The following is a 22,036-nucleotide window of genomic DNA, read 5'->3' as shown; positions in this document are numbered from 1 at the left end:
GCGCTGATACACGTGAGCGGCCAACTGATCCCCAAGCTCGGTCCGTGAAGGCCTCCTTGAGGGACCCTGGGTCCCTCAAGGAGGCCTTCACGGACTTGATGATCGGTCAAGAGCGCCAGCGGTCACGAGTCTCCGTGCCCCGGCGGGCCGAACTGCTGTGGCGGCGGACCGGCCTGCGGCGGGTAAGGCTGCTGCCCCGGCACGGGCTGCCACTGGGGCTGAGGCGGGGGCTGGAATCGTGCGCCATGCGCCTGCTGAAAACCCTGCTGCGGGAAACCCGGCGGTTGCTGAAAACCCTGCTGCTGCGGGAAACCCGGCTGAGCCTGCCACTGGGGCTGCGCTTGCCATTGCGGCTGCGGCTGTCCACCTTGCGGCGCCGCCACACCGGCCCGCGACGCGCGACGCTTCCTGCGGATCAGCATCGTCGCGCCCAGCCCGGTCAGCCCGGCCCCGACCCCGCCCACCCACAGACCATGGTTTCGAAAGGCCCTCTCGCGGGTTTCGGCGCCCTTCTTCATCTGGTCGTAGGTCTCCGTACGGACGGTGCGGCCACCCTTGGTGGTCTCGCAGACGTCGCCGTACGACATGAGCCTGCCGTCGCATTTGATGGCACTCGAGTCTTCGGTCGCCCACAACAGGCAGACACCCAAGAAGCCGAAGCCGATTACCAGGACAAGAACCCAGCGCTTCATGTGTTACACACCCTCCCCAGTGTGTCACACATGAGAGCACAGGTAGGTCCGTCCTGGCAAGGCCGACGTCAGCCTTCGCGGTAACGCCGTTCCTCGGTGACGCCGACGCCGGTTTCCTCGTCGAAGTGGTAGACCTCGCGCCCGCGCACGAACACGCGCATGGCCCGGTTCATCACGTCCAGCGGGTCACCCGACCAGATGACCACATCGGCGTCGAGGCCGGGCTTCAGCGCGCCGACCTGGTCGTCGAGGTTTAGCATCGCGGCCGGGTTGACGGTCAGCGCCTTCAGCGCGGTCTCCGGGTCGAGGCCGTCCTTCACCGACAGCGCCGCTTGGTACACCAGGAAGTTGATCGGCACGACGGGGTGGTCCGTGGTGATCGCGATCCGCACACCCGCCCTGGCGAGGATCCCGGGCGCGCGCAGGGTGCGGTTGCGCAGCTCCACTTTGGACTTGGTGGTGAACAGCGGGCCGAGGATCACCGGCACGTCCCGCTCGGCGAGCAGGTCCGCGATCAGGTGCCCTTCGGTGCCGTGGTTGATCACCAGCTTGTAGCCGAACTCGTCGGCCAGCCGGATCGCGGTCACCATGTCGTCGGCGCGGTGGACGTGCTGGTCCCAGTACAGCTCGCCGTCGAGGACCTTGGCCAGCGTCTCCTTGGTCAGGTCGACGTCGAACGGCTTGCCCTCGCCGGCGGCGTGGTCGCGCTGGGCGGCGTAGTTGCGGGCGGCGGTGAACGCGTCGCGGATGGTCGACGCGACACCCAGCCTGGTCGACGGCGTCTGCTTCTTCTCGCCGTAAACCCGCTTCGGGTTTTCGCCGAGCGCGCTCTTCACGCTGACGCCCTCGGCGAAGATCATGTCGAGCACGGTCCGGCCCCAGGTCTTGACGCCGATCGTCTGCCCGCCGATGGGGTTCCCGGAGCCGGGCTTGATGACGACGCTGGTGACGCCGCCCGCGAGCGCGTCGTCGAAGCCGGGCTCGTACGGGTCGATGCCGTCGATCGCCCGGAATCGCGCGCCGTTCGGATCGGTCATCTCGTTCGTGTCGTTCCCCGACCAGCCTTCGCCGTCCTCGTGGACACCGAGGTGGGCGTGCGCGTCGATGAACCCGGGCAGCACCCAGCTGCCCGCGGCGTCGATCAGCTCGGCGTCGTCGGGGACGTCGACGTCGGCGTCCGTGCCGACCGCGGCGATCTTCCCGTTCTCGATGAGGACCGTGCCGCCGTCGATGGGATCACCGTCGACCGGGACGACGTAACCACCGACGATGGCCTTGACCTGTGCTTTGTCAGACATACTTTGACACGCTAACGAACTGGGCCACCGGGCCGCACGCGGGGCTTTTCGAAATGGACGAGTTCGTAGTGCTTCTCGGGCGTGCGATGCGTCTCGACGTAGCCGAGTTTTCGGTACATCCGCAGCGGACCGGCGCTCCGCTCCCCGGTGAACAGGCGGAACACGGTCACCGAGGGCGGCGCGGCGGCCTCGGCGGCGAGCAGCAACGAGCTGCCGAGGCCGTGGCCCTGCCGGTCCGGGGCCACGATGAGCCTGCCGACGAGACCGGCCTCGCCGTCCACGACGATCCGGACGCTCGCCACCAGCCGCCCGGATTCCCTGATGCCCCAGGCGAAACACGCGGGGTCGCCCAGGGCCTCCTTGGCCTGCTCGAAGGTCTCCAGCAGCGGCGGGAGGTCGAGGTTCTCGTGCTCCCTGGCCTCCGGGACGTACGCCGCACGTTGCAGCGTCAGCACTTCACCCGCGTCCACAGGGCCGAGCCGGAGCGGCGCCTCCATCAGCGCACCCGGATTCCCCAGCTCCCGGTCCACGACGACGCGGGCTCCAGGTCGATCAGGTCGGTGCCGGTGTTGAGCGCGTCGGCGGGACAGGTCATCGGCTCGATCGCCACCGCCCGGCCGCGGCCGACCAGGTCGTCCGGGGTGAACACCTGCGCCCAGCGGAAGTCGGGCCCGGCCCAGACCAGCAGCTCCCGCTCCCCGTGCGAGAGGACGTGGTGGTGGTTGCCGTCCTCGGCGACACTCAGCCCGCCGAATGCCGTGTCGAGGTCGACGCCTTCGAGCACCTTGCCGGACCGGAAGTCGTACTCGGTCCCTTCGACGTCCTGCTCGTCGGCATACGGCATCTGCTCGTCGCCGCGATACGGGCGGACCCGGCTCGCGGGCAGCGTCAGGGTCAGCTCGTCGGTGGGCACGTCGCCGATGCGGAAGTAGGGGTGCGTGCCGAGCCCGACGCCGATCGGGCTCTCGCCCTCGTTGCGGATCTCGTGCGTCACGACCAGTTCGCGCGGCGAGATCTCGTAGGTGATCGTCGCGCGCAGCGGCACCGGCCAGCCCTCCTGCGCCGGAACGTCGATGGCCAGCGTGATCGACGACTCCGCGTGCTCGAGAAGCTCCCACTCCTCGTGCCTGGTCAGGCCGTGGATCGCGTTGCCGCGCGCCTCCTCGGTGATCGGGAGCTGCTGTTTCTCACCCTGGTGCACCCACTGGCCGCCCTTGGTGCGGTTCGGCCAGGGCAGCAGCACCTGCCCGGCGCCCTTCGGCGGCTTCTCGTCCTCGGCGAACGCCTCGACGTAGGGCACGCCGCCGACCTCGAACGCGCGCAACCCGGCACCGATCTCGGTGACGACGGCGCGCGCGTTGCCGCGGGTGATCTCGAACTGCTCTCCGGTGGGATTGGCCATGCGACGAGGTTACTGTGGGAATGCCAGGCCCGGACGAAGGAGACCGCCGCGATGACCGTTCCCGGCTACCCCAGCACCGTCGGCCGAGTCCTGGAACGGAGCGCGCGACGCGTCCCGGGCAGGATCGCGCTCACCTTCGCCGATCGCGTGTGGACGTACGCGGAGCTCGACCGCGCGGCGGGCCGGGTCGCGGCGAAACTGCTCGGCCGCGGGCTCGTCCACGGTGACCGCGTCGCGGCCTTCGGCAAGAACTCCGACGCGTACCTGTTGCTGTACCTCGGTTGTGCACGGGCCGGGCTGGTGCACGTGCCGGTGAACTTCAACGCGCGCGGTGAAGAACTCGAGTACCTGCTCACGCAGTCCGAACCCGCCGTCGCCTTCGTCGACCCCGCGCTGGCCGAGCACGTCGGCGTCGAGCACGTGTCCACACTGGACGTCCTGGACTGGGCGCTGGACGAAACCGTCGCGCCGCACGAGGAGTCCGGGGTCGCGGACGAAGACCTCGTCCAGCTGCTCTACACGTCCGGGACGACCTCGCGGCCGAAGGGCGCGATGCTCACTCACCGCGCGCTGGTGCACGAGTATTCGTCCTGCATCGCGGCGCTCGACCTGAGCGACCGTGACGTGCCGCTGCACGCGCTGCCGCTGTACCACTCGGCCCAGCTGCACGTCTTCCTCATGCCCGGCCTGGCCGTCGGCGCGACGAACCATCTCGTCGAGTCGCCCGACCTCGGCGACATCTTCGCGCGGATTCCCCGCCAGGGCATCACTTCCCTGTTCTTCCCGCCGACCGTCTGGGTGGGACTCGCGAACCATCCCGGTCTCGCGGACGCGGATCTGAGTTGCCTCACCAAGGCCTACTACGGCGCGTCGATCATGCCGGTCCCGGTCCTGAAAGTACTGCGCTCACGGCTGCCGGAAGTCGGTTTCTACAACTGCTTCGGCCAGTCGGAGATCGGTCCACTCGCGACAGTGCTGCGGCCGGAAGAGCACGACGCGCGGCCGGATTCCGTCGGCCGCCCGGTCCTCTTCGTCGAGACACGGGTGGTGGACGCCGAGCTGAACGACCTCCCGCCGGGCGAGCTCGGCGAGGTCGTGTACCGCTCTCCCCAGCTGTGCACCGGTTACTGGGGCAAACCCGAGGAGTCGGTGGAGGCGTTCGCGGGCGGCTGGTTCCACTCCGGTGACCTGGTGCGCCAGGACGAGGAGGGTTACCTGTTCGTCGTCGACCGCATCAAGGACGTCGTCAACACCGGTGGCGTCCTGGTCGCGTCGCGCGAGGTGGAAGACGCGCTGTACGCGCATCCAGCCGTCGCGGAAGTCGCCGTCGTCGGCCTGCCGCACGAACGCTGGATCGAGGCGATCTCGGCGGTCGTCGTGGCGAAGGAACCCGTCGAGGAACCGGAACTGATCGAGTTCGCCAAGAAGTCGCTGGCGGCGCACAAGGTGCCGAAGTCGGTGCATTTCGTCGGCGAACTGCCGAAGAACGCGTCCGGGAAACTGCTCAAACGCGAGCTGCGGCAACAGTTCGGCGGGTCAGCGTCCGCGATCGGCGGCTAGCGTTTCGGCGTACGCGGCGAACTCACAGGCCGCTTCGAGGCTGCCCGGACGCGGCGGATCTTCCGGGTCCCAGCCGAGTTCGCGATCCTGAAGCACTTGCGTGAGCAACGGCCGCCATCGCGGATCGAGGTTCTCGCGCGCCCATTCGAGCGCGCCGCGCTTCGACTCGACCTCGGCCGTGCGCAGCGTGTAGAGCACGCGGCAACAGGTAGACACGAGGTAGCGCTGGGTCCACGCGACGTCGAAGGGCGCCCACGCCCGGACGCCGTCGACCAGGCCGTGCAGTTCGTCGCGCATCGCCGCGCGCATCGCGTCCGGTGGCGGTTCGTCGACCAGGCTCGCGATCGGCGGGCCGTCGAGCACGATGCCGCGATGACGCAGGATCCAGCGCGTGTGGAGGCTGTTGCAGTGGGTGTCCCAGATCAGGACACGATGACCGTGGTCGCAGTACAGCCACAGGATGCCGAGGCCCTGGCTGGTTTTCAGCGACGCTATGTCCGCGTAGGAGCCCTCGATCTCCTTGCACCAGAAGCCGTCCCTGGTGGGAAGTTCGTCGTGGAGCACGCGGAGGTCCGCTTCGGCCCTGCCGCTCGGCGGTTCGGTGGTCGCGATGATGAAGTCGCAGTCGCTGTGGAGGTCACCTGCGCCGAGCGCGAAGGAGCCTTGGACGTACGCACCGACGTAGGTGTCGCCGAGGATCTCGCGAGCTGAAGCGACCAGATCGGTGAGGACTTGGTCGAGTTCGGCATAGGGCGTGAACACGAGCCGGACGCTACCGGACTCGTGAGTGCAAGGACGGTTCTAACCGTCCTTGCCACTCACGAGTCCCGCGCAACTTACTAGACCGGTCGTCATAGTTTGGGCTACAGTCGGCCGCATGGTCCGCCGCACCGACACCCGGCAGCGCATGCTCGACTCCGCCGCCGAGCTCTTCCACCAGCAGGGTTACCACGCCACCGGGCTCAACCAGCTCGTCGCCGCCGTCGGCGCGCCCAAGGGATCGCTCTACTTCCACTTCCCCGGCGGCAAGGAACAGCTGGCCGCCGAGGCCATCCGCCAATCCGCCGGCCGGCTCTGCGATCAGTTGCGCACGATCGCCGCGAACGCGCCCGACATCGTCACCGGGATCGAGAACGTGGTCGAGGCGCTGGCGACCTCGCTGGAGGAGTCGGATTTCCAGCGCGGCTGCCCGCTCGCGACGGTCGCGCTCGACGCGTCGGGGGACAGCGAGGCGATCCGTCAGGCTTGCGCCGATGGCTACAGGTCCTGGCACACCGTCATCGCCGACGCGCTCGGCACCGACAAGGCGGACCACCTGGCCACCGTCGTCCTCGCCGCCATCGAGGGCGGTTTGCTGCTGGCCAAGACCTTGCACGACACCGCGCCGCTGCGCGCGATCGCCCCTCACCTCCGTGCCACCCTCGAACGGGAGCTGTCCTGATGCGCGTCCATCACCTGAACTGCGGAACCATGCGGCCGATCGGCGGCAAACTCATCGACGGCAGGCCCGGCCTGTTCCGTCGCGCCGAGCTGATCTGCCACTGTCTTCTGCTGGAGACCGACAGCGGGCTCGTGCTCGTCGAGACCGGCGTCGGAACGCCGACCGTCACCCGTCCGGTCGAATGGCTCGGCGCCGGTTTCGTCCGGCTGGTCCACCCCGACAGCGACGACGACCTCAGCGCCACCACCCAGATCCGCAAGCTCGGCTTCGACCCGGCCGACGTGCGCGACATCGTGCTCACCCACCTCGACCTCGACCACGCGGGCGGGCTCGTCGACTTCCCTCAGGCGCGGGTCCACGTCCACGATCGCGAACTCCAGGCACTGGAGAAGCCGATCGACCGCAAGGAGGCGAGCCGCTATCGGAAGGTCCAGTTCAGCCACGGTCCACTGTGGAGGTCGTACCGAGCCGACGGCGAGCCGTGGTTCGGTTTCGACGCCGTCCGCGAACTCGAAGGCGTCCCGGACGTCCTGATCATCCCTCTCGCCGGGCACACTCGCGGGCACGCCGGCGTCGCGGTCGACACGGGTGACGGCTGGCTCCTCAACGCCGGTGACGCCGTCTTCCACGGCGGCGAGCTGGAACGAAAGCCGCACATCCCTCCGGCCTTGGGCTTCTTCGAGTCGTACATGCAGACGGAGAAGACCGCACGACTGGACAACCAGCGCCGGCTGCGCGAACTTGTCAGTAACAACGGTGACGAGGTGACGGTCTTCGCCGCGCACGACGCCACCGCATTCGAACGGCTCAGCCAGAGGAGCAGGCTATGAAGGTGCACCACCTGAACTGCGGCACGATGCGCGCACCGGGCGGCAAGCTGCTCGACGGCCAGCCCGGCCTGCTGCGCCGCTCGGAGCTGGTGGCGCACTGCCTGCTCATCGAGACCGGCGACGGACTCGTACTGGTGGACACCGGTTTCGGCCGCAAGGGCGTCGAGAATCCCGGCGCGTGGCTCGGCACGCCGTTCACGATCATGGTCGGCGCGAAACCGGTCGAGACGGAGACCGCGGCGCACCACGTCGAAGCGCTCGGCCACAAGCTCGAAGACGTCCGGCACATCATCTGCACGCACCTCGACGTCGATCACGCGGGCGGGCTCGCGGATTTCCCGAACGCCGTCGTGCACGTCCGCACCGCGGAGCACGACGCGGCGACTTCACCGGCCAACCAGAGCGAGAAGCTGCGGTTCCGCGCCAACCAGTTCGCCCACCGTCCACTGTGGAGCATGTACGACGAGGCCGGGGACGACTGGTTCGGTTTCCAGGCCGTCCGCGAGCTGAAGGGCCTGCCGCCGGAGATCCTGCTGGTACCGCTCGCGGGGCACACCAAGGGCCACACCGGGGTGGCCGTCGACACCGGCGACGGCTGGCTGCTGCACGCGGGCGACGCGTATTTCTTCCACGGTCAGCTGGATCCGGTGAAGCCGCACTGCCCGCCGGGGATGACCGCGTTCCAGAACATGGTGCAGACCCTGCGCAAACCGCGGCTGGAGAACGTCGAGCGGCTGCGGGAGCTGAGCCGAGAACACGCCGACGAGGTCACCGTGTTCTCGGCCCACAGCCCGGTGGAGTACCAGTCGCTCAGCCGCGGTTGAGGGTCAGCCGACCGGCGGCTCGATGGGCTGCCGGTCCTCTTCCTTGTGCGTGGCCCGCATGACGAGCCAGTTGATCCCCCACAGCACGATACCGACGCCGAGCAGGATCGCGGCGACCTTGTAGTCGCGCGCGGGCCGTCCGGACAGCGGCGTCACCAGGTAGAGGCAGAAGATCGCGGCCAGGACCGGGATGATCGTCGGCGCGCGGAAATGCCGGTGCGCCGCCTTCTCCTTGCGCAGGACCAGGACGGCGACGTTGACGATGGCGAACACCGCCAGCAGGAGCAACGCCGTCGTACCGCCGAGCACACTGATGTCCACAAAGGACACGAGGCCGATGGCGATGACACTGGTGAACACGATCGCCACCCACGGGCTGCGGCGGAACGGGTGCACGGTGCCCAGCTGCTTCGGGATGATCCGCTGGTTCGCCATCCCGTAGAGCAGGCGGCTGGCCATCAGCATGTTGATCAGCGCCGAGTTGATGACCGCGAAGAGACCGATCGCGGAGAAGATCTCGCGCGGGAACCCGGGGGCCCCGACGTCGAGCACCTTCAGCAGCGCGCTGCTCTTGGCGGCCTCCAGTTCGTCGGCGGGCACCAGCAGCGAAGAGGTCACGGAGACCAGGATGTAGATGGTCGCGGCGATGACCATGCCCCACAGCATCGCCTTCGGGAAGATCCGGATCGGGTCCTTGCACTCCTCGGCCATGTTCACCGAGTCCTCGAAACCGACCATCGCGAAGAACGCCAGCGACGTCGCCGAGGTGATCGCCACCAGCATCGTCTGGTTCTCGGTGTCGAACTCGACCAGCCGCGACGCGTCCCCGCTGCCGTTCAGCACCGCCCACACGCCGACCCCGATGATGATCAGCAGACCGCCGATCTCGATGCAGGTCAGCACCACGTTGGTCTTCACCGATTCGGAGACCCCGCGGAAGTTGATCAGCGCGAGCCCGATCACGAACAGGATCGCCACCAGCGGCATCGGCGCGGTGATGAATTCCTTGAGGTAGGTGTCACCGAAGGCCTTCGCCGCCGACGAGGCCGACGTGATCCCCGAGCACATCACCGCGAACGCCACCATGAAGGTGAGAAAGCGGAGCTTGAACGCCTTGTGCGCGTAGAGCGCGGCCCCTGCCGCCTGCGGGTACTTGCCGACCAGTTCCAGGTAGCTGAACGCGGTCATGATCGCGACCACGAACGCGATCAGGAACGGCAGCCAAAGCGCGCCGCCCACCCGGCCGGCGACCTGTCCGGTGAGCGCGTAGACGCCCGTCCCGATGATGTCCCCCACCACGAAGAACAGCAGGAGTTTGGAACCCATCACCCGCTTGAGGCTCGGTTGGCCGGCCGGGCCGGCCTGTTCTGTTGTCGTCGTGTCCGCCATGCGGCAAGAGTGTGCCGTATCACCTCTGGGGCCGACAGTCCGGTTTGGTCAGTTCTTCGTCACGGGTTGACGAAGCACGCCTTTGGGTAATTCCCTCAGTTCGCGTCGACCGCGGTCTTCACCAGCGGAAGCATCATTTCCTGCGTCATCTTCAGCGGTCCGGTGTAGTTGACCAGCACCGGGACGTTGTCCACGAGTTCGGCCGACGCGAGCGTCGCGGTCTTGTTCTCGTCGGTGTAGTAGATGGCACCGTCGCCGACACCGGCGACGTCCTTCGCGTTCTGCTTGGCCTTCTTCAGCGCGGCGACCATCTCGGCGGGCTTGATCTTGTTGCCTTCGAAGCGGGTCACCGCGAGCGCGCCGATCTGCTTGCCGGCGGCCGAGTAGACGCAGCTCTTGGCCTTGCCTCCGTTGGCGGCGTTGTCCTGCACCGGACCCGGCGCCGACGTCACACCCTGGATCGAGACCGCCTTGCCCACGGCCTCGGCGGGCAGCAGTGCGCAGGGGTCCTTCGCGCCGGCGCCACCGGTGGGAGCGGCCGAGGAACTCGGCGCGGCGGAAGGAGCGGGAGCCTGGCTCGACGGCTTGGCCGCGTTGTCCGTCTTCTCGTCCCCGGACGAACAGGCGGAAAGGGTCGCGATGACAGCGGCGAACAGGATGATCGCCCGTGAAATACGCATGGGCCCGACGATAGACCGAACGGCTCAGTCCACCGGGGCCCGGTACCGCCAGAACGACGGGATGAGCAGCGCCGCGCCGATGACCAGCACGATGACCAGCACTCCGCCACCGGAGGCCGCGGCGGCCGTGCCGACACCGGCGGCGGCCCAGCCGTGGGTGAGGTCGGCGATCCGCGGGCCGCCCGCGACGACGACGGTGAACACGCCCTGCAGCCGTCCGCGCATCTCGTCGGTGGTGGCGAGCTGGAGGATCGACATGCGGTAGATCGCGCTGACCATGTCGGCGGCGCCGGCGAGCGCCATGAAGAACACCGCGAGCCACAGCGAGTTCGCGAGCCCGAACCCGGCGACGGCGGCGCCCCAGACACAGATCGAGACGATCACGCCGACGCCCTGTTTGCGGATCCTGGTCAACCAGCCGGAGAAGAGGCCGATCAGCATCGCGCCCGCGGGGAGCGCGGCGTACAGCCAGCCCAGCGCCGGGCCGCCGCCGGGCGGGTCGCCGAAGGTGCGCTCCGCCATCTCCGGGATCAGCGCGCGCGGCATGCCCGCGACCATCGCGATGATGTCGACGAGGAACGAGGCCAGCAGGATCTTCTGTGTCGCCAGGTATTTGAAGCCGTCGATGATGTCGCGGATCCCGGCCCGCCGCGCGATCTCGCCGAGCGGCGGGATCGGAGGGAGCTTGTAGACCGCGATGAGGGTCAAGGTCAGCGCGACGACGTCGATCAGGTAGAGGGTCGAGAGGCCGAGGATCGGGATCAGCGAACCGGCGAGCAGCGGGCCGAAGACCGCGCCGAAGGTGGACATCGTGCTGCTCAGCGCGGTCGCGGGCGCGATCAGGTTGTCCGGGACCAGCCGGGCGACGACCGCGCCGCGGGTCGGCATGTTGATCGCGAAGAACGCCTGGTTGACCGCGAGCAGGCCAAGGACCAGCCAGACGGAACCGAGGTTCAGGAACGCCTGGAGCCACAAGACCGCCGAAGTGAGCGTGACCCCGACATTGGTGACCAGCAGGAGCTTGCGGCGGTCGACGGCGTCCGCGATGGCGCCGCCCCAGAGACCGAAGACGAGCAGCGGGACCAGCGCGACCAGACCGGTCAGGCCGACGTAGGCCGACGAGCCGGTGAGGTCGAAGACCTGTTTGGGGACCGCGACGGCGGTGAGCTGGCTGCCGACGGCGGTGACCGCGGTGGACAGCCACAGACGGCGGAAGGCGGGGATCTTGAGTGGCCGGGTGTCGACGACGATCGAGCCGAACAGCTTGCGAACACCTTTGCGCTGGTCAACCCCCACGTCGTCACTCACAACCCGACAGCTTAGCCGCGCTAACTAACCATCCGCGCGCGATTTATGTCACCGGGCGACCGCTGGGACGACCCTCCCCACGGCTGAGCCGCGGCCTCGGTGACCCAGCGGTCTCCCGGGAGCGCGCCAGCGCGACGGGGAGACTTCACCGCCGCGCGCCCTCTTTGGGCCGAAGGCCCCCGGAAACGCGATGAAGGGGCGCCTCTCCGCTCAACGTGACGTTGAAGCGGAACGACGCCCCTTCGGCGCGTTTGCGGAAGCGCGCTGGCAAAAATTACGGCGCGACGCGCTCGATCTGCCAGCCGTCGTCGGTGCGGACGTAGCGGAGCCGGTCGTGCATGCGGTCCTCACGGCCCTGCCAGAACTCGACGACGTCGGGCCGGATGCGCCACCCGCCCCAGTGCGGCGGGAACGGGATGTTTTCGACGTCGGCGAACCGGCGCTCGATCCCGTGAAGCGCGTTCTCGAGGGCGCGGCGGCCGTCGACGACGCGGGACTGCGGCGACGCCCAGGCCCCGAGCTGCGAACCCCGCGGGCGGGAAGCCCAGTACTCGGCGGTCTCGGCGACGTTGACCTTCTCCACCTCGCCGCGCACGTGGACCTGACGCTGCAGGGCGTACCACGGGAAGGTGACCGACGCGTAGCGCGTCGCGGTGAGGTCATGGCTCTTGGTCGAGGTGTAGTTCGTGTAGAAGACGACACCGCGCTCGTCGAGGCCCTTGCACAGGACGGTCCGGGAGGACGGCCTGCCTTCCGGGTCGGCGGTGGCGAGCACCATCGCGTTCGGTTCGGGGATCCCGGCGGAGACGGCCTGGTTCAGCCAGTCCTGCAGCTGGGCGGTCCAGGTCTCCGCCAGCGCGGACTCGTCGAAGGCCGCCCCTTCGTAGGCCACCCTCATCCCGGGCAGGCGAACGACGGCGTCGTCGGCGCCCTCTTTGATCTCCGGCATCATCCGCCAAACCTCCGTACCCGATCGGGGCCATGACTTCGGCTTTGCCGCCGACGGTATTGCCTAGAAGGCGGCGGCGAAACCCACTGAACGGTGACACCCGCCACCCCTGCCAGATCATCTGTGTGTAGCCACTGGACCGCAAGCCGTCACCTCTCCGTTACCCGGCCGGACCTGATCGATCAAGGCCGGACGTCGGCCCACCCGGCGCCTTGCTTCGAATCCTTCCGGCCGCCCGCGAAATCGCGCCCGGCTTCACAAAGACGGAAAGCGCCTGGACAGACCGGGTAGGTAAGAATTGACGGCCATCCTTTCCGCTTTTGTTTCATCGAAGTTTCGGCGCTTCGCGAACAATTCTTCCGGCTTTCACGACGGCACCCGGCCCGGCCCGAGCCAATTCTGTCGGTTGACAGAAATTACCGGCCGGAACATCTCCGCGAGATGTGCCAGCGAAGGCGGGCTCCGGGACGGCAATTCGCGCCCCGAAACCGGCCTTCGCGCCTTCTGCCGTGCTGTCAGTTCGTGACAGTGAACTCCGCGCGGACGATCCAGCCCCAGCAGTCGTACGACGCCGTGTATCGCCCCGGCACCGTCCCGGCCGGACCGTCGCCGCGCAACGCGACGCCGCTGCCTCCGGTGCCGCCGTCTCCCGCCACCCGCAAGGGAATCGGCGCGGCGAGTCCGTCCGCGTCGAGCGTCGGCATTGGATCTCCGCGGTGACCGTCCCACCTGCGACGACGGTGCTCGGGCTGATGACCGGACTGGACGGTCTGGTCGCGTTCGCCTGCCCAGCGCCGGCCAAGGTGGACAAGTTCGCCGCCCCCGCGCCGCACGACCCGGCCGCACGAAATTTCCTCCTCCACTCCCTCCGGATTTTTCCCTCGCCACCCGATGGACGTACGGCGCGCGGCACCGGGTCGCCCACCGAAGGAGAGTCCGTCCTTTGGGGCGCACGGCCGGATTTAGCAGAATGTGACAGCGAATCGTGCAAGAGCCGATGATCACACTAGGTAGACCTTGCGCCACTCGATAGGATCGCCGCCGAGAGCAACGGGGTGATCACCTCTATCCAGAGTGTTCAGAGGTTTTGATGGGACGGCCGGGTGTGCGGTCGCGCCATCGTCATTACCGGCCGGGCTTCCGCGAGGGAGTTCGACACCGGTCGATCAGTCCTGCGCTCGAACAGCCGGAACTTTCCACGCCCGAGTTACTCCCCTTCCCCAGGAGTGCGTTGTGATTTCCCGTTCCCGCCGTCTCATGACGGCGTTGTTGTGCGCCCTTTCGCTGGCAGGCGTGACCGCCCTTTCGGCTTGTTCCGACAGCACGGCCGCCTCCGGCACGAAGGTCACCATCGGTTACAGCGCCTGGCCGGGCTGGTTCCCGTGGGCGGTGGCCCAGGAGAAGGGCCTCTTCGAGAAGAACGGCGTGAACGTCGACCTGAAGTGGTTCGACAGCTACACCGAGAGCATCAACGCCCTCTCCTCCGGCGCGATCGACGCGAACAGCCAGACCCTGAACGACACGCTCGCGTCGGTCAGCGGTGGCGCGAAGCTGTCGGTCGTGCTGGTCAACGACAACTCGACCGGCAACGACAAGGTCATCGCCCGCCAGGGGATCACCAGCGTCGCCGACCTCAAGGGCAAGAAGGTCGCCGTCGAGCAGGGCACCGTCGACCACTACCTGCTGCTGCTCGCGCTGCAGGAGGCGAAGCTGACCGAGAAGGACATCGAGCTGGTCCCGCTGCTGACCGACGCCGCCGCGGCCGCATTCGTCGGCGAGCAGGTCGACGCCGTCGCCGCCTTCGCGCCCTTCACCACGAAGGCGCTCGAGCGCCCGGGCAGCCGCGCGATCGCGACGTCCGCCGAGTTCCCCGGCGCCATCCCCGACCACCTGGTCGTCTCCGAGCAGATGTCGAAGGAGCGCAAGAAGGAGGTCCAGGCGCTGGTGAACACCTGGTTCGAGACCATCGAGTGGATCAAGCAGAACCGGGACGAGGCCGTGCGGATCATGGCCAAACGCGGCGCGGTGTCGATCGACGAGTACAAGACCTACGACGCGGGCACCACGATCTTCACCAAGCAGCAGAACCTCGACGCGTTCACCCCCGGCGTCACCCCCGCCCACCTGAACTTCCAGGCGGGCAAGATCGCCGACTTCATCGTCTCCAACGGCCTCGCCCAGAGCAGGCCGAACTTCGACGGGCTGTTCGACGACCAGTACGTGAAGGCGGTGAAGTGAGCGCCACGGACGCGTCGGGGCGGGCCGCTCAGCGGACGGACGCCGCCGACGAGGCCGAAGCGCGCCGCCTCGAAGACGAACAGCGGCTCGCCGAGGCGCAGGAGGAACGACGCGGCACGCGACCGGACTGGTCGCCGCTGCCCCGCCGGGCGGGCCTCAAGCCGAACGCCTCACCGCTGTTCTCGCTCCGGACGCCGATCCCCGCGCGCTGGCGGTGGACGCTGGCGGTGGCCTCGTTCGTGATCCCGCTGCTGATCTGGGTGACGCTGAACGCGCTGGGCACGATCAAGCCGATGTTCCTCCCGACGCCGGTCGCGGTGTTCGACGCGCTGCTGAAGATGATCGAGTCGGGCGAACTGTTCAGTGACCTCTGGGCCACCACGCAGCGCGTCCTGCTCGGCTTCGGGCTCGCGATCCTCGTCTCGGTGCCGCTCGGCATCGTGATGGGGACGTTCGACGCGGGGCTGGCGCTGTTCGAGCCGGTCATCGCGATGCTGCGCTATCTGCCGGCGAGCGCGTTCATCCCGCTGCTGATGATCTGGCTCGGCCTCGGCGAACCGTCGAAGGTCGCGGTCCTGTTCCTCGGCACGGTCTTCTTCAACACGCTGATGATCGCCGACGCCGTCCGCGGGGTGCCGCGTTCCCTGCTCGACGTGTCGTACACACTCGGCGCGCGACGCGGCGAAGTGCTGCGCAAGGTGATCGTCCCGCACGCGCTGCCCGGCATGATCGACGCGACCCGCGTCAACGCCGCGGCCGCGTGGAACTTCGTGGTGGTCGCCGAGCTGATCAACGCCACCGCCGGGCTCGGCCTGCGGATCATGCGGGCACAGCGGTTCACCCAGACCGACCGGATCTTCGCGCTGCTGATCGTGATCGGCCTGCTCGGGCTGGTCATCGACATCGCCTTGCGGCTCCTGCGGGCCCGGGTCGGGAAGTGGGCGGCATGACGCTTCAGCTCAAGGCCGTCGCCAAGGACTACACGGTCCGCGGCGAGACCACCCGGGCGCTCGACGGGATCGACCTCGACGTGGCGCGCGGCGACTTCGTCTGCGTCGTCGGCGCGAGCGGGTCCGGCAAATCGACCCTGCTGTCGCTGATCGCGGGGCTGACCGAGCCGACCGAAGGCCTGATCACCCTCGACGGCGACACCGTCACCGGACCGGGCCCGGAACGCGGGCTGGTGTTCCAGCACGGCGCGCTGTACCCGTGGCGCACGGTGGAGGCCAATGTCGCGTTCGGACTCGAACTGCTGAGTCTCGACAAGGCCGAGCGGGCGCGCCGCATCGACTGGTATCTCGACGAGACCGGCCTCGATCACCTGCGGAAATCGTTGCCCAAACAGCTTTCCGGCGGGCAGAAGCAGCGGGTCGCGATCGCGCGGGCGCTGGCGTGCGAGCCCGACGTGCTGCTGCTGGACGAACCCTTCGGCGCGCTGGACGTCCAGACCAAAGAGGACATGCAGGTCCTGATCCGCCGGATCTGGACCGACACGCACACCACCGTGCTGATGGTGACCCACGACGTCGAGGAGGCCGTGTTCCTCGGCCGTCGCGTCGTGGTGCTGGCCTCGGACCCGGGCCGGGTGGCCGCCGACATCGTGGTCGACCTGCCCGCCGAACGCGACCTCGCGGTCAAACGCGCGCCGGAGTTCGTCGCACTGCGCGCGTCCATCGAAGACCTCGTCCGGGAGCAGCACCGCGGACACCTCGGGCGGAGCCGGGGAGAAAGGTGACCATGAGGCACGGGAAGACCCGGCCCGAACGCGGGCCGCGGTCCGGATTGCTCGGCAGACTCGGCATCCGGGGCAAGCTCAACCTGCTCCTGATGCTGCCGCTGACCGCCGTGGTCCTGGTGTCGGTGCCTTACGTCGCCGGAGAGATCGACGACGCCCGGTCCGCGCGCACCACCGCCGACGTCGCGTCGCAGGCCCGCGCGCTCGGCACGCTGGCCTGGGAACTCCAGCGGGAACGGCTGCTGACGGCGCACTACATCGCGTCTTCGTCGGCGAGCAGTTCGGCGATGCTGAAGCAGCAGAGCGTCGTCGCGGACACGGTGAACCAGGTGCGTTCGCAGCTGAGCGCCGACGCGCCGGAAGAACTCGCGGCGGCCCTGGTGCGCATCGGATCGCTGAACGAGATCCGGGAGAACGCGCTCCGGCGCGGCGCCTCACTCGACAGCGTGGCCCGGACCTATCACGCGGTGATCGACGCGGTCATCAACTCGCTCCGCCTCGTCCCGCAGCAGACCAGTGACGCGGCGGGCACCCAGCAGCTGACCGCGCTCGACGCGCTGCTGCGCGCGAACGAGGAGAACTCGTTGCGCGGGATGGCGTTGATCATCGTGCTGGTCACCCCCGAATCGGGCGCGCCGGTGCTGGCCGACGCGAAGCAGCAGTCGTCGCTGTTCCTCGAACGGTTCGTGCAGCAGGCCGACGTCGCCCAGGCCACGCAGGTCGTCGCGGTCGAGCAGGGCGAGACGGGCCGCCGGGTCGACGCGCTGGAAGCCAGGCTCGCGGAAGCCCGTGGCCCGCAGGCCGTACAGAGCCTGCTGCCGGACATCCTCGGCGCCGTCGACGCCCAGTCGAACCAGCGACGGCTCGCCCAGGACGCGGTCACCACCGGCATCACCGACGCCGCGACCGCGCGAGCCGACGCCGCGCAGAACCTGGCGTGGACGATCGGTATCGGCGCCGGGGTGTTGTTCCTGCTGGTCGGTGGTCTCGCGATCGCGGTCAGCCGGTCGATCGCGGATCCGCTGCGGAAGCTGACCACGGCGGCGACGTCGGTCGCCGACCTCGCGAGTACCGAACTGGTCCGCGTCACCGACACCGAGCAGGCCGAAGAACTCGCGCCGCGGCTCGCCACCATCGATGTGTCCTCACAGGACGAACTCGGCAAGCTGGCCGAGGCGTTCAACCGGGTGCAGGCCACCGCGGCCGAACTGGTGGAACGGCAGGCCGTCACGCGGCGCAACGTCGGCCTCATGTTCGCCAACGTCGCGAAACGCACGCAGAACCTGGTGGGCAGGCAGCTCGCGCTGGTCGACGAACTGGAGCGCAACGAGCAGGACGTCGCCCTGCTGGCCAGCCTCTACCGGCTCGACCACCTCTCCACCCGCCTGCGCCGGAACGCCGACAACCTCCTCGTCGTGTCGGGGAATCGGGACGAGGCGAGGATTTCCGGTCCGATCGAGCTGTCGACGGCGCTGCGTTCGGCGCTCGCGGAGATCGAGGACTACCAGCGGGTCCGGCTCGGTTCGATGGGCGACGTCCTGCTGTCGTCGCCGTTCGGCTCCGATCTGGTGCTGATCTTCGCCGAGCTGCTGGAGAACGCGACGTCGTTCTCCCCGCCGGAGTCCTTTGTGGACGTCGGGACGAAGATCCTGCCGGACGGCTCCTGCCTGATCGTGATCGTGGACCAGGGCATCGGCATGACCGCCGAACGGCTCGCCGAGGAGAACCGGCGGCTGGTCGAACGCGAGCGGCTCGAACTGGCGCCGACCAGTGTGCTCGGGCTGTTCGTGGTCGGGCGGCTCGCGCGGCGGCACGGGCTCAAGGTCGAACTGGCCGAGACCGAGCCGGGAGCCGGGGTCACCGCGCGGATCACCATCCCGCCGAACCTGCTGACCTACCGGCCGCCCACGCCGAAATCCGTCCCCGCGCCGCCGGTGTGGCCGACGGCGGAACCGAGCGACGAGCCCGCGCCGCTGCCCCGGCCGGAGCCCCGGGAAGCCACGCACGAGCCGCCGACTCTGGCGATCGCCGGCATGATCCCGCGCGACGGCATGCGTCCCAAAGACTTCCGATGGTTCCGCAAGACCGACGGGGAGATCGCCGAACCCGCGCCGGCTCCGGTACCGCTGCCGGCGCCGGTGCCCGAACCGGCGCCCGTGTACCAGGCTCCCGCGCCGACACTCACCGCCGCCGATTCCGGCGAGACCCGCGGCGGGTTGCGGCGGCGGGTCAAGGGCGCGCAGCTTCCCGGGGCCCCCGAAGCGCCTTCGCGGCAGAAGTCCAGGCATGATCCAGAAGCGGCCAAGGCGGCCTTCGACGGCTTCGAGGCCGGGCTCGCGAAGGCCACCGCGCCGCCGCCGGCAGCCGCGGCGCCGGTGTCGATGCCGACCCCGACACCGGTGCCCGCCGCCTCGCGCGGCGGTCTCACCCGAAGGGTCCCCGGCGCGCAGCTGGCGCCGGGACTCGCGAAAGGTCCGGCCGCGCGGCACCAGACCGCGCGGGCGGCGCTGAACACCACCAAGCCCAAGGGCATGCGTGACCCCGAGGCCGAGCGTGCCGCGTTCGACGCCTTCAGTGACGGGTTGGAGAAAGCCGTCAACCCGGAGATGCAACAGAGAGAGAAGAGCAAGAGATGACGACCGGAGTCAGCGTCGAAGCCCGGAACTTCAACTGGTTGGTGACGCGCTTCGCACAGAACACGGCGAGCGCGATGGGCGCGATCGCCGTCTCGGCGGACGGCCTGCTGATCGCGATGTCGTCCGAGCTGGAGCGGGCCAACGCCGACCGGCTGGCCGCGATCTGCTCGGCGATGCTCGGCCTCGCGCACGGTGTCTCCGAGAGCCACCCGCTCGGTTCACCCGACAAGATCATCATCGAGCTGGAGCAGGGCTATCTGCTGGTCTGCACGATCAGCATCGGATGCTCGCTCGGCGTGCTCGCCACCAAACAGGCCAGCCTCGGCACCATCGCGTACGAGATGGCGATGTTCGCCAACCGCGCGACCGAGGTGCTCACCCCCGCGCTGATCGAGGAACTCAAGAAGAGCGTCGGCAGCTGAACTGACGAGGGGACAAGGGAATGAGCGACGACCAGGTACCTCAGCCGCGGGGCGCCGAACAGGGCATCTCGCCGCTACGCCCGTATCTGCTCACCGCCGGCCGCGCGCAGCCGGTGGACGGCACGCTCGAAATCGAGGCTCAAGTGCTCACGAGCAGGCTCGGCGCGGCGTCTCACGCGAGGCTGACCTTCGAACGACGAGAGATCGTTTCCCTTTGCCGGGAAACGAAATCCGTCGCCGAAGTGGCGGCGATGCTCGGCTTGCACATCGGCGTGGCCAGGGTGCTCGTGGCGGATCTCGCCGCGCTCGGCTACGTCGTGCTCCGTCGCCCGGCCGGCGCCTTCACCCAGGACCTCGGCATGATCGAAAGGGTCATTCGTGGACTCGAAGCAATTCGCTGAACCGGCGCCTGCCAAGCCGCCGACACCGGTCAAGATCGTCATCGCGGGCGGATTCGGGGTCGGCAAGACGACCACCGTCGGCGCGATCTCCGAGATCAAACCGCTGACCACCGAGGCCGCCATGACCTCGACCGGCGCGGCCGTCGACGGCACCGGCGGGAACGTGCCGTCGAAGACCACCACCACGGTGGCGCTGGACTTCGGCTGCATCACCATCGACGAAGAGGTGAAGCTGTACCTCTTCGGAACGCCGGGCCAGGACCGGTTCGGGTTCATGTGGCACGACCTGGTGCTGGGCGCGCTCGGCGCGCTCGTCATCGTCGACACCCGGCGGCTCGACGACTGCTACCCGGCCGTCGACTACTTCGAGAAGGCCGGGTTGCCGTTCGTGGTCGGGGTGAACGTCTTCGACGGCTCGCTCAAGCACGACCTCGAAGACGTGCGCTGGGCCCTCGCGGTGGGCGAGGACGTCCCGCTGATCACCTTCGACGCGCGGCAGCGCCTCTCGGTACGAGACGCGCTGCTCGCCGTGCTGCACAACACCTTCCGGCGGGCGTCGGCGGCGTCTTGACCCGATCGCGCACAAGAAGTGACAATTAGCCCCTGAACGTCACACCATCCTGTTATCCTCGATCGCATTCCCGCCCATCCGGCCGCGGGAATGCGAACCGGGGGTGGATGCGATGTCCGGCGACTACATGAGCGGAAGCGAGTATTCGGCGACGCTCACGGCGGCGCTCAACAGCTACTGGCAGACGCTGGAAAAGCGCTGGCTGCACGACGCCGGGCAGCTGTTGAGAGGCGGGGTGAGCCAGTTCCCGGGGTCACCGGAACCCACCCGCTGGCAGGCTCCGACCGACTCGTGGGGCCATCTGACGACCTGCCCGATCGTCGAGTGGGCGGTCAATGACGGCACCCCGGCGACCCGGCCGGCGGCGGAGGCCTGCGACGGCTGGAGCGTACGGGACGCGAAGTACGTCGAATGCCGGGCGTTCGACGTCTTTTCCCAGGTCGGGGACTGGGCGTGGCGGAAACGGGAACAGCTGGCGACCGGCATCCCGGATCTCGCGGGCGGGCCGGAACTGTCGTCGCTCGAAGAGGCTTACAGCGCCTTCTCGTCCGTCGAGAAGAAGATGCGGGTCGGCAACGCGATGGGCGACCACGACCTGGACAACATGATCGCGCTACTCGCGGGCAGCAACACCGAGTCGGGCACCCGGGCTTGGATGACCGGCTGGATGGGGCTCGCGGCGAACAGCCTCCAGGACGGTTTCCTCGCGACGGTCCTCCCCACCCTCACTCATCAGGACCTCCTCGTGCAGTGGCTCGGCAACAGCTACTCGTGCCGGGCCACGATCATCCACGCCGCCAGGAACAACATCCTGAACCTCATCGCCGAGGCCACCACCGCGCTCAACGAAGCCGCCCCCGCTCCGACGGAACCCCCCAAGGAGAAGCTGGTACTGAGCGCCGTCAGCGACAAGTGGGAGTACGCCAAAACCGTCATCGGCGCCTTGGGCCGCACGGCTCCGAACGGCGTCGGCAACGCGCTGGTCCTGCTCGAGTTCGCGATGAACCTCACCGCACGGCCGTTCAACTCGGACCTGCGGTTCCCTCAGCTGGACGCGTTCTTCACCCATGTGGACACCGGCGTCCGCGAACTCCACAGCGACCTGGACAAGGCCGAGAAGGACTACCACGACGCCATCAAGGCCATCGAGAACGAGATCGCCGGGGTCGACCGCATCGATCTCGAGCTCTACGACATGACGCAACCTCCGGCCAAAAGCGGAGCCAAACCAGGATCCGACGGCTCCCAGAAATACGCCGTGGACGTCACGGTCGTGCTGCAGCTCGCCGAGGCCTGCTACGGAGCGGCCGAGATCTACTCGGGCCTGCTCGGGGAACTCGCGAAAACGTCTTACGCCGACGGCCAGCTCGTCGGTCGAGGGGTCGTCCCCACCGAGGCTGACACCGCCTTGAAGCAGTTGCGGAACGACGTCGAGTCCTTCTTCCAGAAGACGACCGCGCGGTACCTGGCCGCGGGCGACCGCATCAAGGAAGCCGCCGAGAAGTACGCGCAGACCGACGCCGAGCAGAAGGAGCGGCTCCAGTCGTCGATCGGCACGCTCGGCGATTGGGCCAAGGAAGAGCCAGGCAGGAAGCCCGAGGGTGAAAAGCGGGACCGGATCGACCTCGACCCGGACAAGGAAGGCGCCCAGAACTGACGT

At 68.5% G+C, this 22,036-nt stretch carries 22 protein-coding genes; 12 read left to right on the top strand and 10 right to left on the bottom strand.

The window, feature by feature from the left end:
* Positions 1-122 precede the first annotated feature (122 nt).
* From CVV72_RS33810 to CVV72_RS33795, 4 genes are all read right to left on the bottom strand, one after another.
* On the bottom strand, positions 123-692 hold the full coding sequence (locus CVV72_RS33810) for a hypothetical protein (RefSeq protein WP_219148021.1): 570 nt from the start codon (positions 690-692) through the stop codon (positions 123-125).
* A 68-nt stretch (positions 693-760) separates the two neighbouring features.
* On the bottom strand, positions 761-1,990 hold the full coding sequence (locus CVV72_RS33805) for an amidohydrolase (RefSeq protein ID WP_219148019.1): 1,230 nt from the start codon (positions 1,988-1,990) through the stop codon (positions 761-763).
* A gap of 11 nt (positions 1,991-2,001) precedes the next feature.
* A complete protein-coding gene (locus tag CVV72_RS33800) occupies positions 2,002-2,487 on the bottom strand; it encodes a GNAT family N-acetyltransferase (RefSeq protein WP_370641980.1) in 486 nt (161 codons plus the stop codon).
* Positions 2,487-3,392, bottom strand: coding sequence for an aldose 1-epimerase family protein (locus CVV72_RS33795; RefSeq protein ID WP_219148015.1), 906 nt, complete (start codon positions 3,390-3,392; stop codon positions 2,487-2,489). The genes CVV72_RS33800 and CVV72_RS33795 overlap by 1 nt, the downstream gene beginning before the upstream one ends.
* A gap of 51 nt (positions 3,393-3,443) precedes the next feature.
* On the opposite strand from CVV72_RS33795, the gene CVV72_RS33790 reads away from it, so the two are divergent.
* Positions 3,444-4,952: a fatty acyl-CoA synthetase gene (locus CVV72_RS33790; protein WP_219148014.1), complete on the top strand. Its 1,509-nt coding sequence runs from the start codon at positions 3,444-3,446 to the stop codon at positions 4,950-4,952.
* Here CVV72_RS33790 and CVV72_RS33785 read toward each other — a convergent pair.
* Positions 4,929-5,714 (bottom strand): aminoglycoside adenylyltransferase domain-containing protein, encoded by a 786-nt coding sequence (locus CVV72_RS33785; RefSeq protein ID WP_219148013.1) that lies wholly within the window; start codon positions 5,712-5,714, stop codon positions 4,929-4,931. The genes CVV72_RS33790 and CVV72_RS33785 overlap by 24 nt on opposite strands.
* Positions 5,715-5,829: 115 nt before the next feature.
* Here CVV72_RS33785 and CVV72_RS33780 point away from each other — a divergent pair, with 115 nt between their 5' ends.
* From CVV72_RS33780 to CVV72_RS33770, 3 genes are read left to right on the top strand one after another with little or no spacing between them, the layout of a single operon-like run.
* Entirely contained in the window at positions 5,830-6,393 is a 564-nt protein-coding gene (locus CVV72_RS33780; protein ID WP_219148012.1) for a TetR/AcrR family transcriptional regulator, read from the top strand.
* Positions 6,393-7,223, top strand: a complete 831-nt coding sequence (locus tag CVV72_RS33775) for an MBL fold metallo-hydrolase (protein ID WP_219148011.1) — start codon at positions 6,393-6,395, stop codon at positions 7,221-7,223. Before CVV72_RS33780 ends, CVV72_RS33775 begins: the two co-directional genes overlap by 1 nt.
* Positions 7,220-8,047, top strand: coding sequence for an MBL fold metallo-hydrolase (locus tag CVV72_RS33770; RefSeq protein WP_125684020.1), 828 nt, complete (start codon positions 7,220-7,222; stop codon positions 8,045-8,047). Before CVV72_RS33775 ends, CVV72_RS33770 begins: the two co-directional genes overlap by 4 nt.
* 3 nt (positions 8,048-8,050) lie before the next feature.
* Here the strand turns inward: CVV72_RS33770 and CVV72_RS33765 are convergent, their stop codons facing one another.
* From CVV72_RS33765 to CVV72_RS41795, 5 genes are all read right to left on the bottom strand, one after another.
* The gene (locus CVV72_RS33765; RefSeq protein ID WP_219148010.1) at positions 8,051-9,436 is read right to left on the bottom strand and encodes an APC family permease; all 1,386 of its coding nucleotides are present in this window, start codon (positions 9,434-9,436) and stop codon (positions 8,051-8,053) included.
* Between the two features lie 95 nt (positions 9,437-9,531).
* On the bottom strand, positions 9,532-10,116 hold the full coding sequence (locus tag CVV72_RS33760; RefSeq protein ID WP_219148009.1) for a DUF3558 family protein: 585 nt from the start codon (positions 10,114-10,116) through the stop codon (positions 9,532-9,534).
* Positions 10,117-10,140: 24 nt separating this feature from the next.
* Positions 10,141-11,424: an MFS transporter gene (locus CVV72_RS33755; RefSeq protein ID WP_219148008.1), complete on the bottom strand. Its 1,284-nt coding sequence runs from the start codon at positions 11,422-11,424 to the stop codon at positions 10,141-10,143.
* 274 nt (positions 11,425-11,698) lie between these two features.
* Positions 11,699-12,376, bottom strand: a complete 678-nt coding sequence (gene pdxH, locus CVV72_RS33750) for a pyridoxamine 5'-phosphate oxidase (protein ID WP_219148006.1) — start codon at positions 12,374-12,376, stop codon at positions 11,699-11,701.
* Positions 12,377-12,888: 512 nt separating this feature from the next.
* Positions 12,889-13,077, bottom strand: coding sequence for a hypothetical protein (locus CVV72_RS41795; protein WP_255632349.1), 189 nt, complete (start codon positions 13,075-13,077; stop codon positions 12,889-12,891).
* A 529-nt stretch (positions 13,078-13,606) separates the two neighbouring features.
* On the opposite strand from CVV72_RS41795, the gene CVV72_RS33740 reads away from it, so the two are divergent.
* The 8 genes from CVV72_RS33740 to CVV72_RS33705 all read left to right on the top strand — a co-directional run bounded on the left by CVV72_RS33740 (position 13,607) and on the right by CVV72_RS33705 (position 22,033).
* On the top strand, positions 13,607-14,611 hold the full coding sequence (locus CVV72_RS33740; RefSeq protein ID WP_219148004.1) for an ABC transporter substrate-binding protein: 1,005 nt from the start codon (positions 13,607-13,609) through the stop codon (positions 14,609-14,611).
* Positions 14,608-15,561 carry an ABC transporter permease gene (locus CVV72_RS33735; protein ID WP_219148002.1) on the top strand — a complete coding sequence of 318 codons (954 nt, stop codon included), beginning with the start codon at positions 14,608-14,610 and terminating at the stop codon, positions 15,559-15,561. Before CVV72_RS33740 ends, CVV72_RS33735 begins: the two co-directional genes overlap by 4 nt.
* The gene (locus CVV72_RS33730) at positions 15,558-16,346 is read left to right on the top strand and encodes an ABC transporter ATP-binding protein (RefSeq protein ID WP_219148000.1); all 789 of its coding nucleotides are present in this window, start codon (positions 15,558-15,560) and stop codon (positions 16,344-16,346) included. Before CVV72_RS33735 ends, CVV72_RS33730 begins: the two co-directional genes overlap by 4 nt.
* 2 nt (positions 16,347-16,348) lie before the next feature.
* Positions 16,349-18,982: a nitrate- and nitrite sensing domain-containing protein gene (locus CVV72_RS33725; RefSeq protein WP_219154298.1), complete on the top strand. Its 2,634-nt coding sequence runs from the start codon at positions 16,349-16,351 to the stop codon at positions 18,980-18,982.
* Positions 18,979-19,404, top strand: coding sequence for a roadblock/LC7 domain-containing protein (locus tag CVV72_RS33720; RefSeq protein WP_005156032.1), 426 nt, complete (start codon positions 18,979-18,981; stop codon positions 19,402-19,404). Before CVV72_RS33725 ends, CVV72_RS33720 begins: the two co-directional genes overlap by 4 nt.
* 20 nt (positions 19,405-19,424) lie before the next feature.
* Entirely contained in the window at positions 19,425-19,805 is a 381-nt protein-coding gene (locus CVV72_RS33715) for a DUF742 domain-containing protein (protein ID WP_034308529.1), read from the top strand.
* The gene (locus CVV72_RS33710) at positions 19,783-20,376 is read left to right on the top strand and encodes an ATP/GTP-binding protein (RefSeq protein ID WP_219147998.1); all 594 of its coding nucleotides are present in this window, start codon (positions 19,783-19,785) and stop codon (positions 20,374-20,376) included. Before CVV72_RS33715 ends, CVV72_RS33710 begins: the two co-directional genes overlap by 23 nt.
* 112 nt (positions 20,377-20,488) lie before the next feature.
* Positions 20,489-22,033 (top strand): hypothetical protein, encoded by a 1,545-nt coding sequence (locus CVV72_RS33705; RefSeq protein ID WP_219147996.1) that lies wholly within the window; start codon positions 20,489-20,491, stop codon positions 22,031-22,033.
* Positions 22,034-22,036: the final 3 nt, after the last annotated feature.

It is taken from the genome of Amycolatopsis sp. TNS106 (assembly GCF_019330265.1).
Taxonomy (GTDB): Bacteria; Actinomycetota; Actinomycetes; order Mycobacteriales; family Pseudonocardiaceae; genus Amycolatopsis; species Amycolatopsis lurida.
The sequence above is the reverse complement of the archived record's forward strand: the minus strand, read 5'-3'. Positions and strand labels throughout refer to the sequence as shown.

Excerpts from the sequence above, each read along its gene's own strand:
- CVV72_RS33810 (WP_219148021.1), bottom strand. The coding sequence starts at position 692 with ATGAAGCGCTGGGTTCTTGTCCTGGTAATCGGCTTCGGCTTCTTGGGT.
- CVV72_RS33805 (WP_219148019.1), bottom strand. The coding sequence starts at position 1,990 with ATGTCTGACAAAGCACAGGTCAAGGCCATCGTCGGTGGTTACGTCGTC.
- CVV72_RS33800 (WP_370641980.1), bottom strand. The coding sequence starts at position 2,487 with ATGGAGGCGCCGCTCCGGCTCGGCCCTGTGGACGCGGGTGAAGTGCTG.
- CVV72_RS33795 (WP_219148015.1), bottom strand. The coding sequence starts at position 3,392 with ATGGCCAATCCCACCGGAGAGCAGTTCGAGATCACCCGCGGCAACGCG.
- CVV72_RS33790 (WP_219148014.1), top strand. The coding sequence starts at position 3,444 with ATGACCGTTCCCGGCTACCCCAGCACCGTCGGCCGAGTCCTGGAACGG.
- CVV72_RS33780 (WP_219148012.1), top strand. The coding sequence starts at position 5,830 with ATGGTCCGCCGCACCGACACCCGGCAGCGCATGCTCGACTCCGCCGCC.
- CVV72_RS33775 (WP_219148011.1), top strand. The coding sequence starts at position 6,393 with ATGCGCGTCCATCACCTGAACTGCGGAACCATGCGGCCGATCGGCGGC.
- CVV72_RS33770 (WP_125684020.1), top strand. The coding sequence starts at position 7,220 with ATGAAGGTGCACCACCTGAACTGCGGCACGATGCGCGCACCGGGCGGC.
- CVV72_RS33765 (WP_219148010.1), bottom strand. The coding sequence starts at position 9,436 with ATGGCGGACACGACGACAACAGAACAGGCCGGCCCGGCCGGCCAACCG.
- CVV72_RS33760 (WP_219148009.1), bottom strand. The coding sequence starts at position 10,116 with ATGCGTATTTCACGGGCGATCATCCTGTTCGCCGCTGTCATCGCGACC.
- pdxH (WP_219148006.1), bottom strand. The coding sequence starts at position 12,376 with ATGATGCCGGAGATCAAAGAGGGCGCCGACGACGCCGTCGTTCGCCTG.
- CVV72_RS41795 (WP_255632349.1), bottom strand. The coding sequence starts at position 13,077 with ATGCCGACGCTCGACGCGGACGGACTCGCCGCGCCGATTCCCTTGCGG.
- CVV72_RS33730 (WP_219148000.1), top strand. The coding sequence starts at position 15,558 with ATGACGCTTCAGCTCAAGGCCGTCGCCAAGGACTACACGGTCCGCGGC.
- CVV72_RS33725 (WP_219154298.1), top strand. The coding sequence starts at position 16,349 with ATGAGGCACGGGAAGACCCGGCCCGAACGCGGGCCGCGGTCCGGATTG.
- CVV72_RS33720 (WP_005156032.1), top strand. The coding sequence starts at position 18,979 with ATGACGACCGGAGTCAGCGTCGAAGCCCGGAACTTCAACTGGTTGGTG.
- CVV72_RS33715 (WP_034308529.1), top strand. The coding sequence starts at position 19,425 with ATGAGCGACGACCAGGTACCTCAGCCGCGGGGCGCCGAACAGGGCATC.
- CVV72_RS33705 (WP_219147996.1), top strand. The coding sequence starts at position 20,489 with ATGTCCGGCGACTACATGAGCGGAAGCGAGTATTCGGCGACGCTCACG.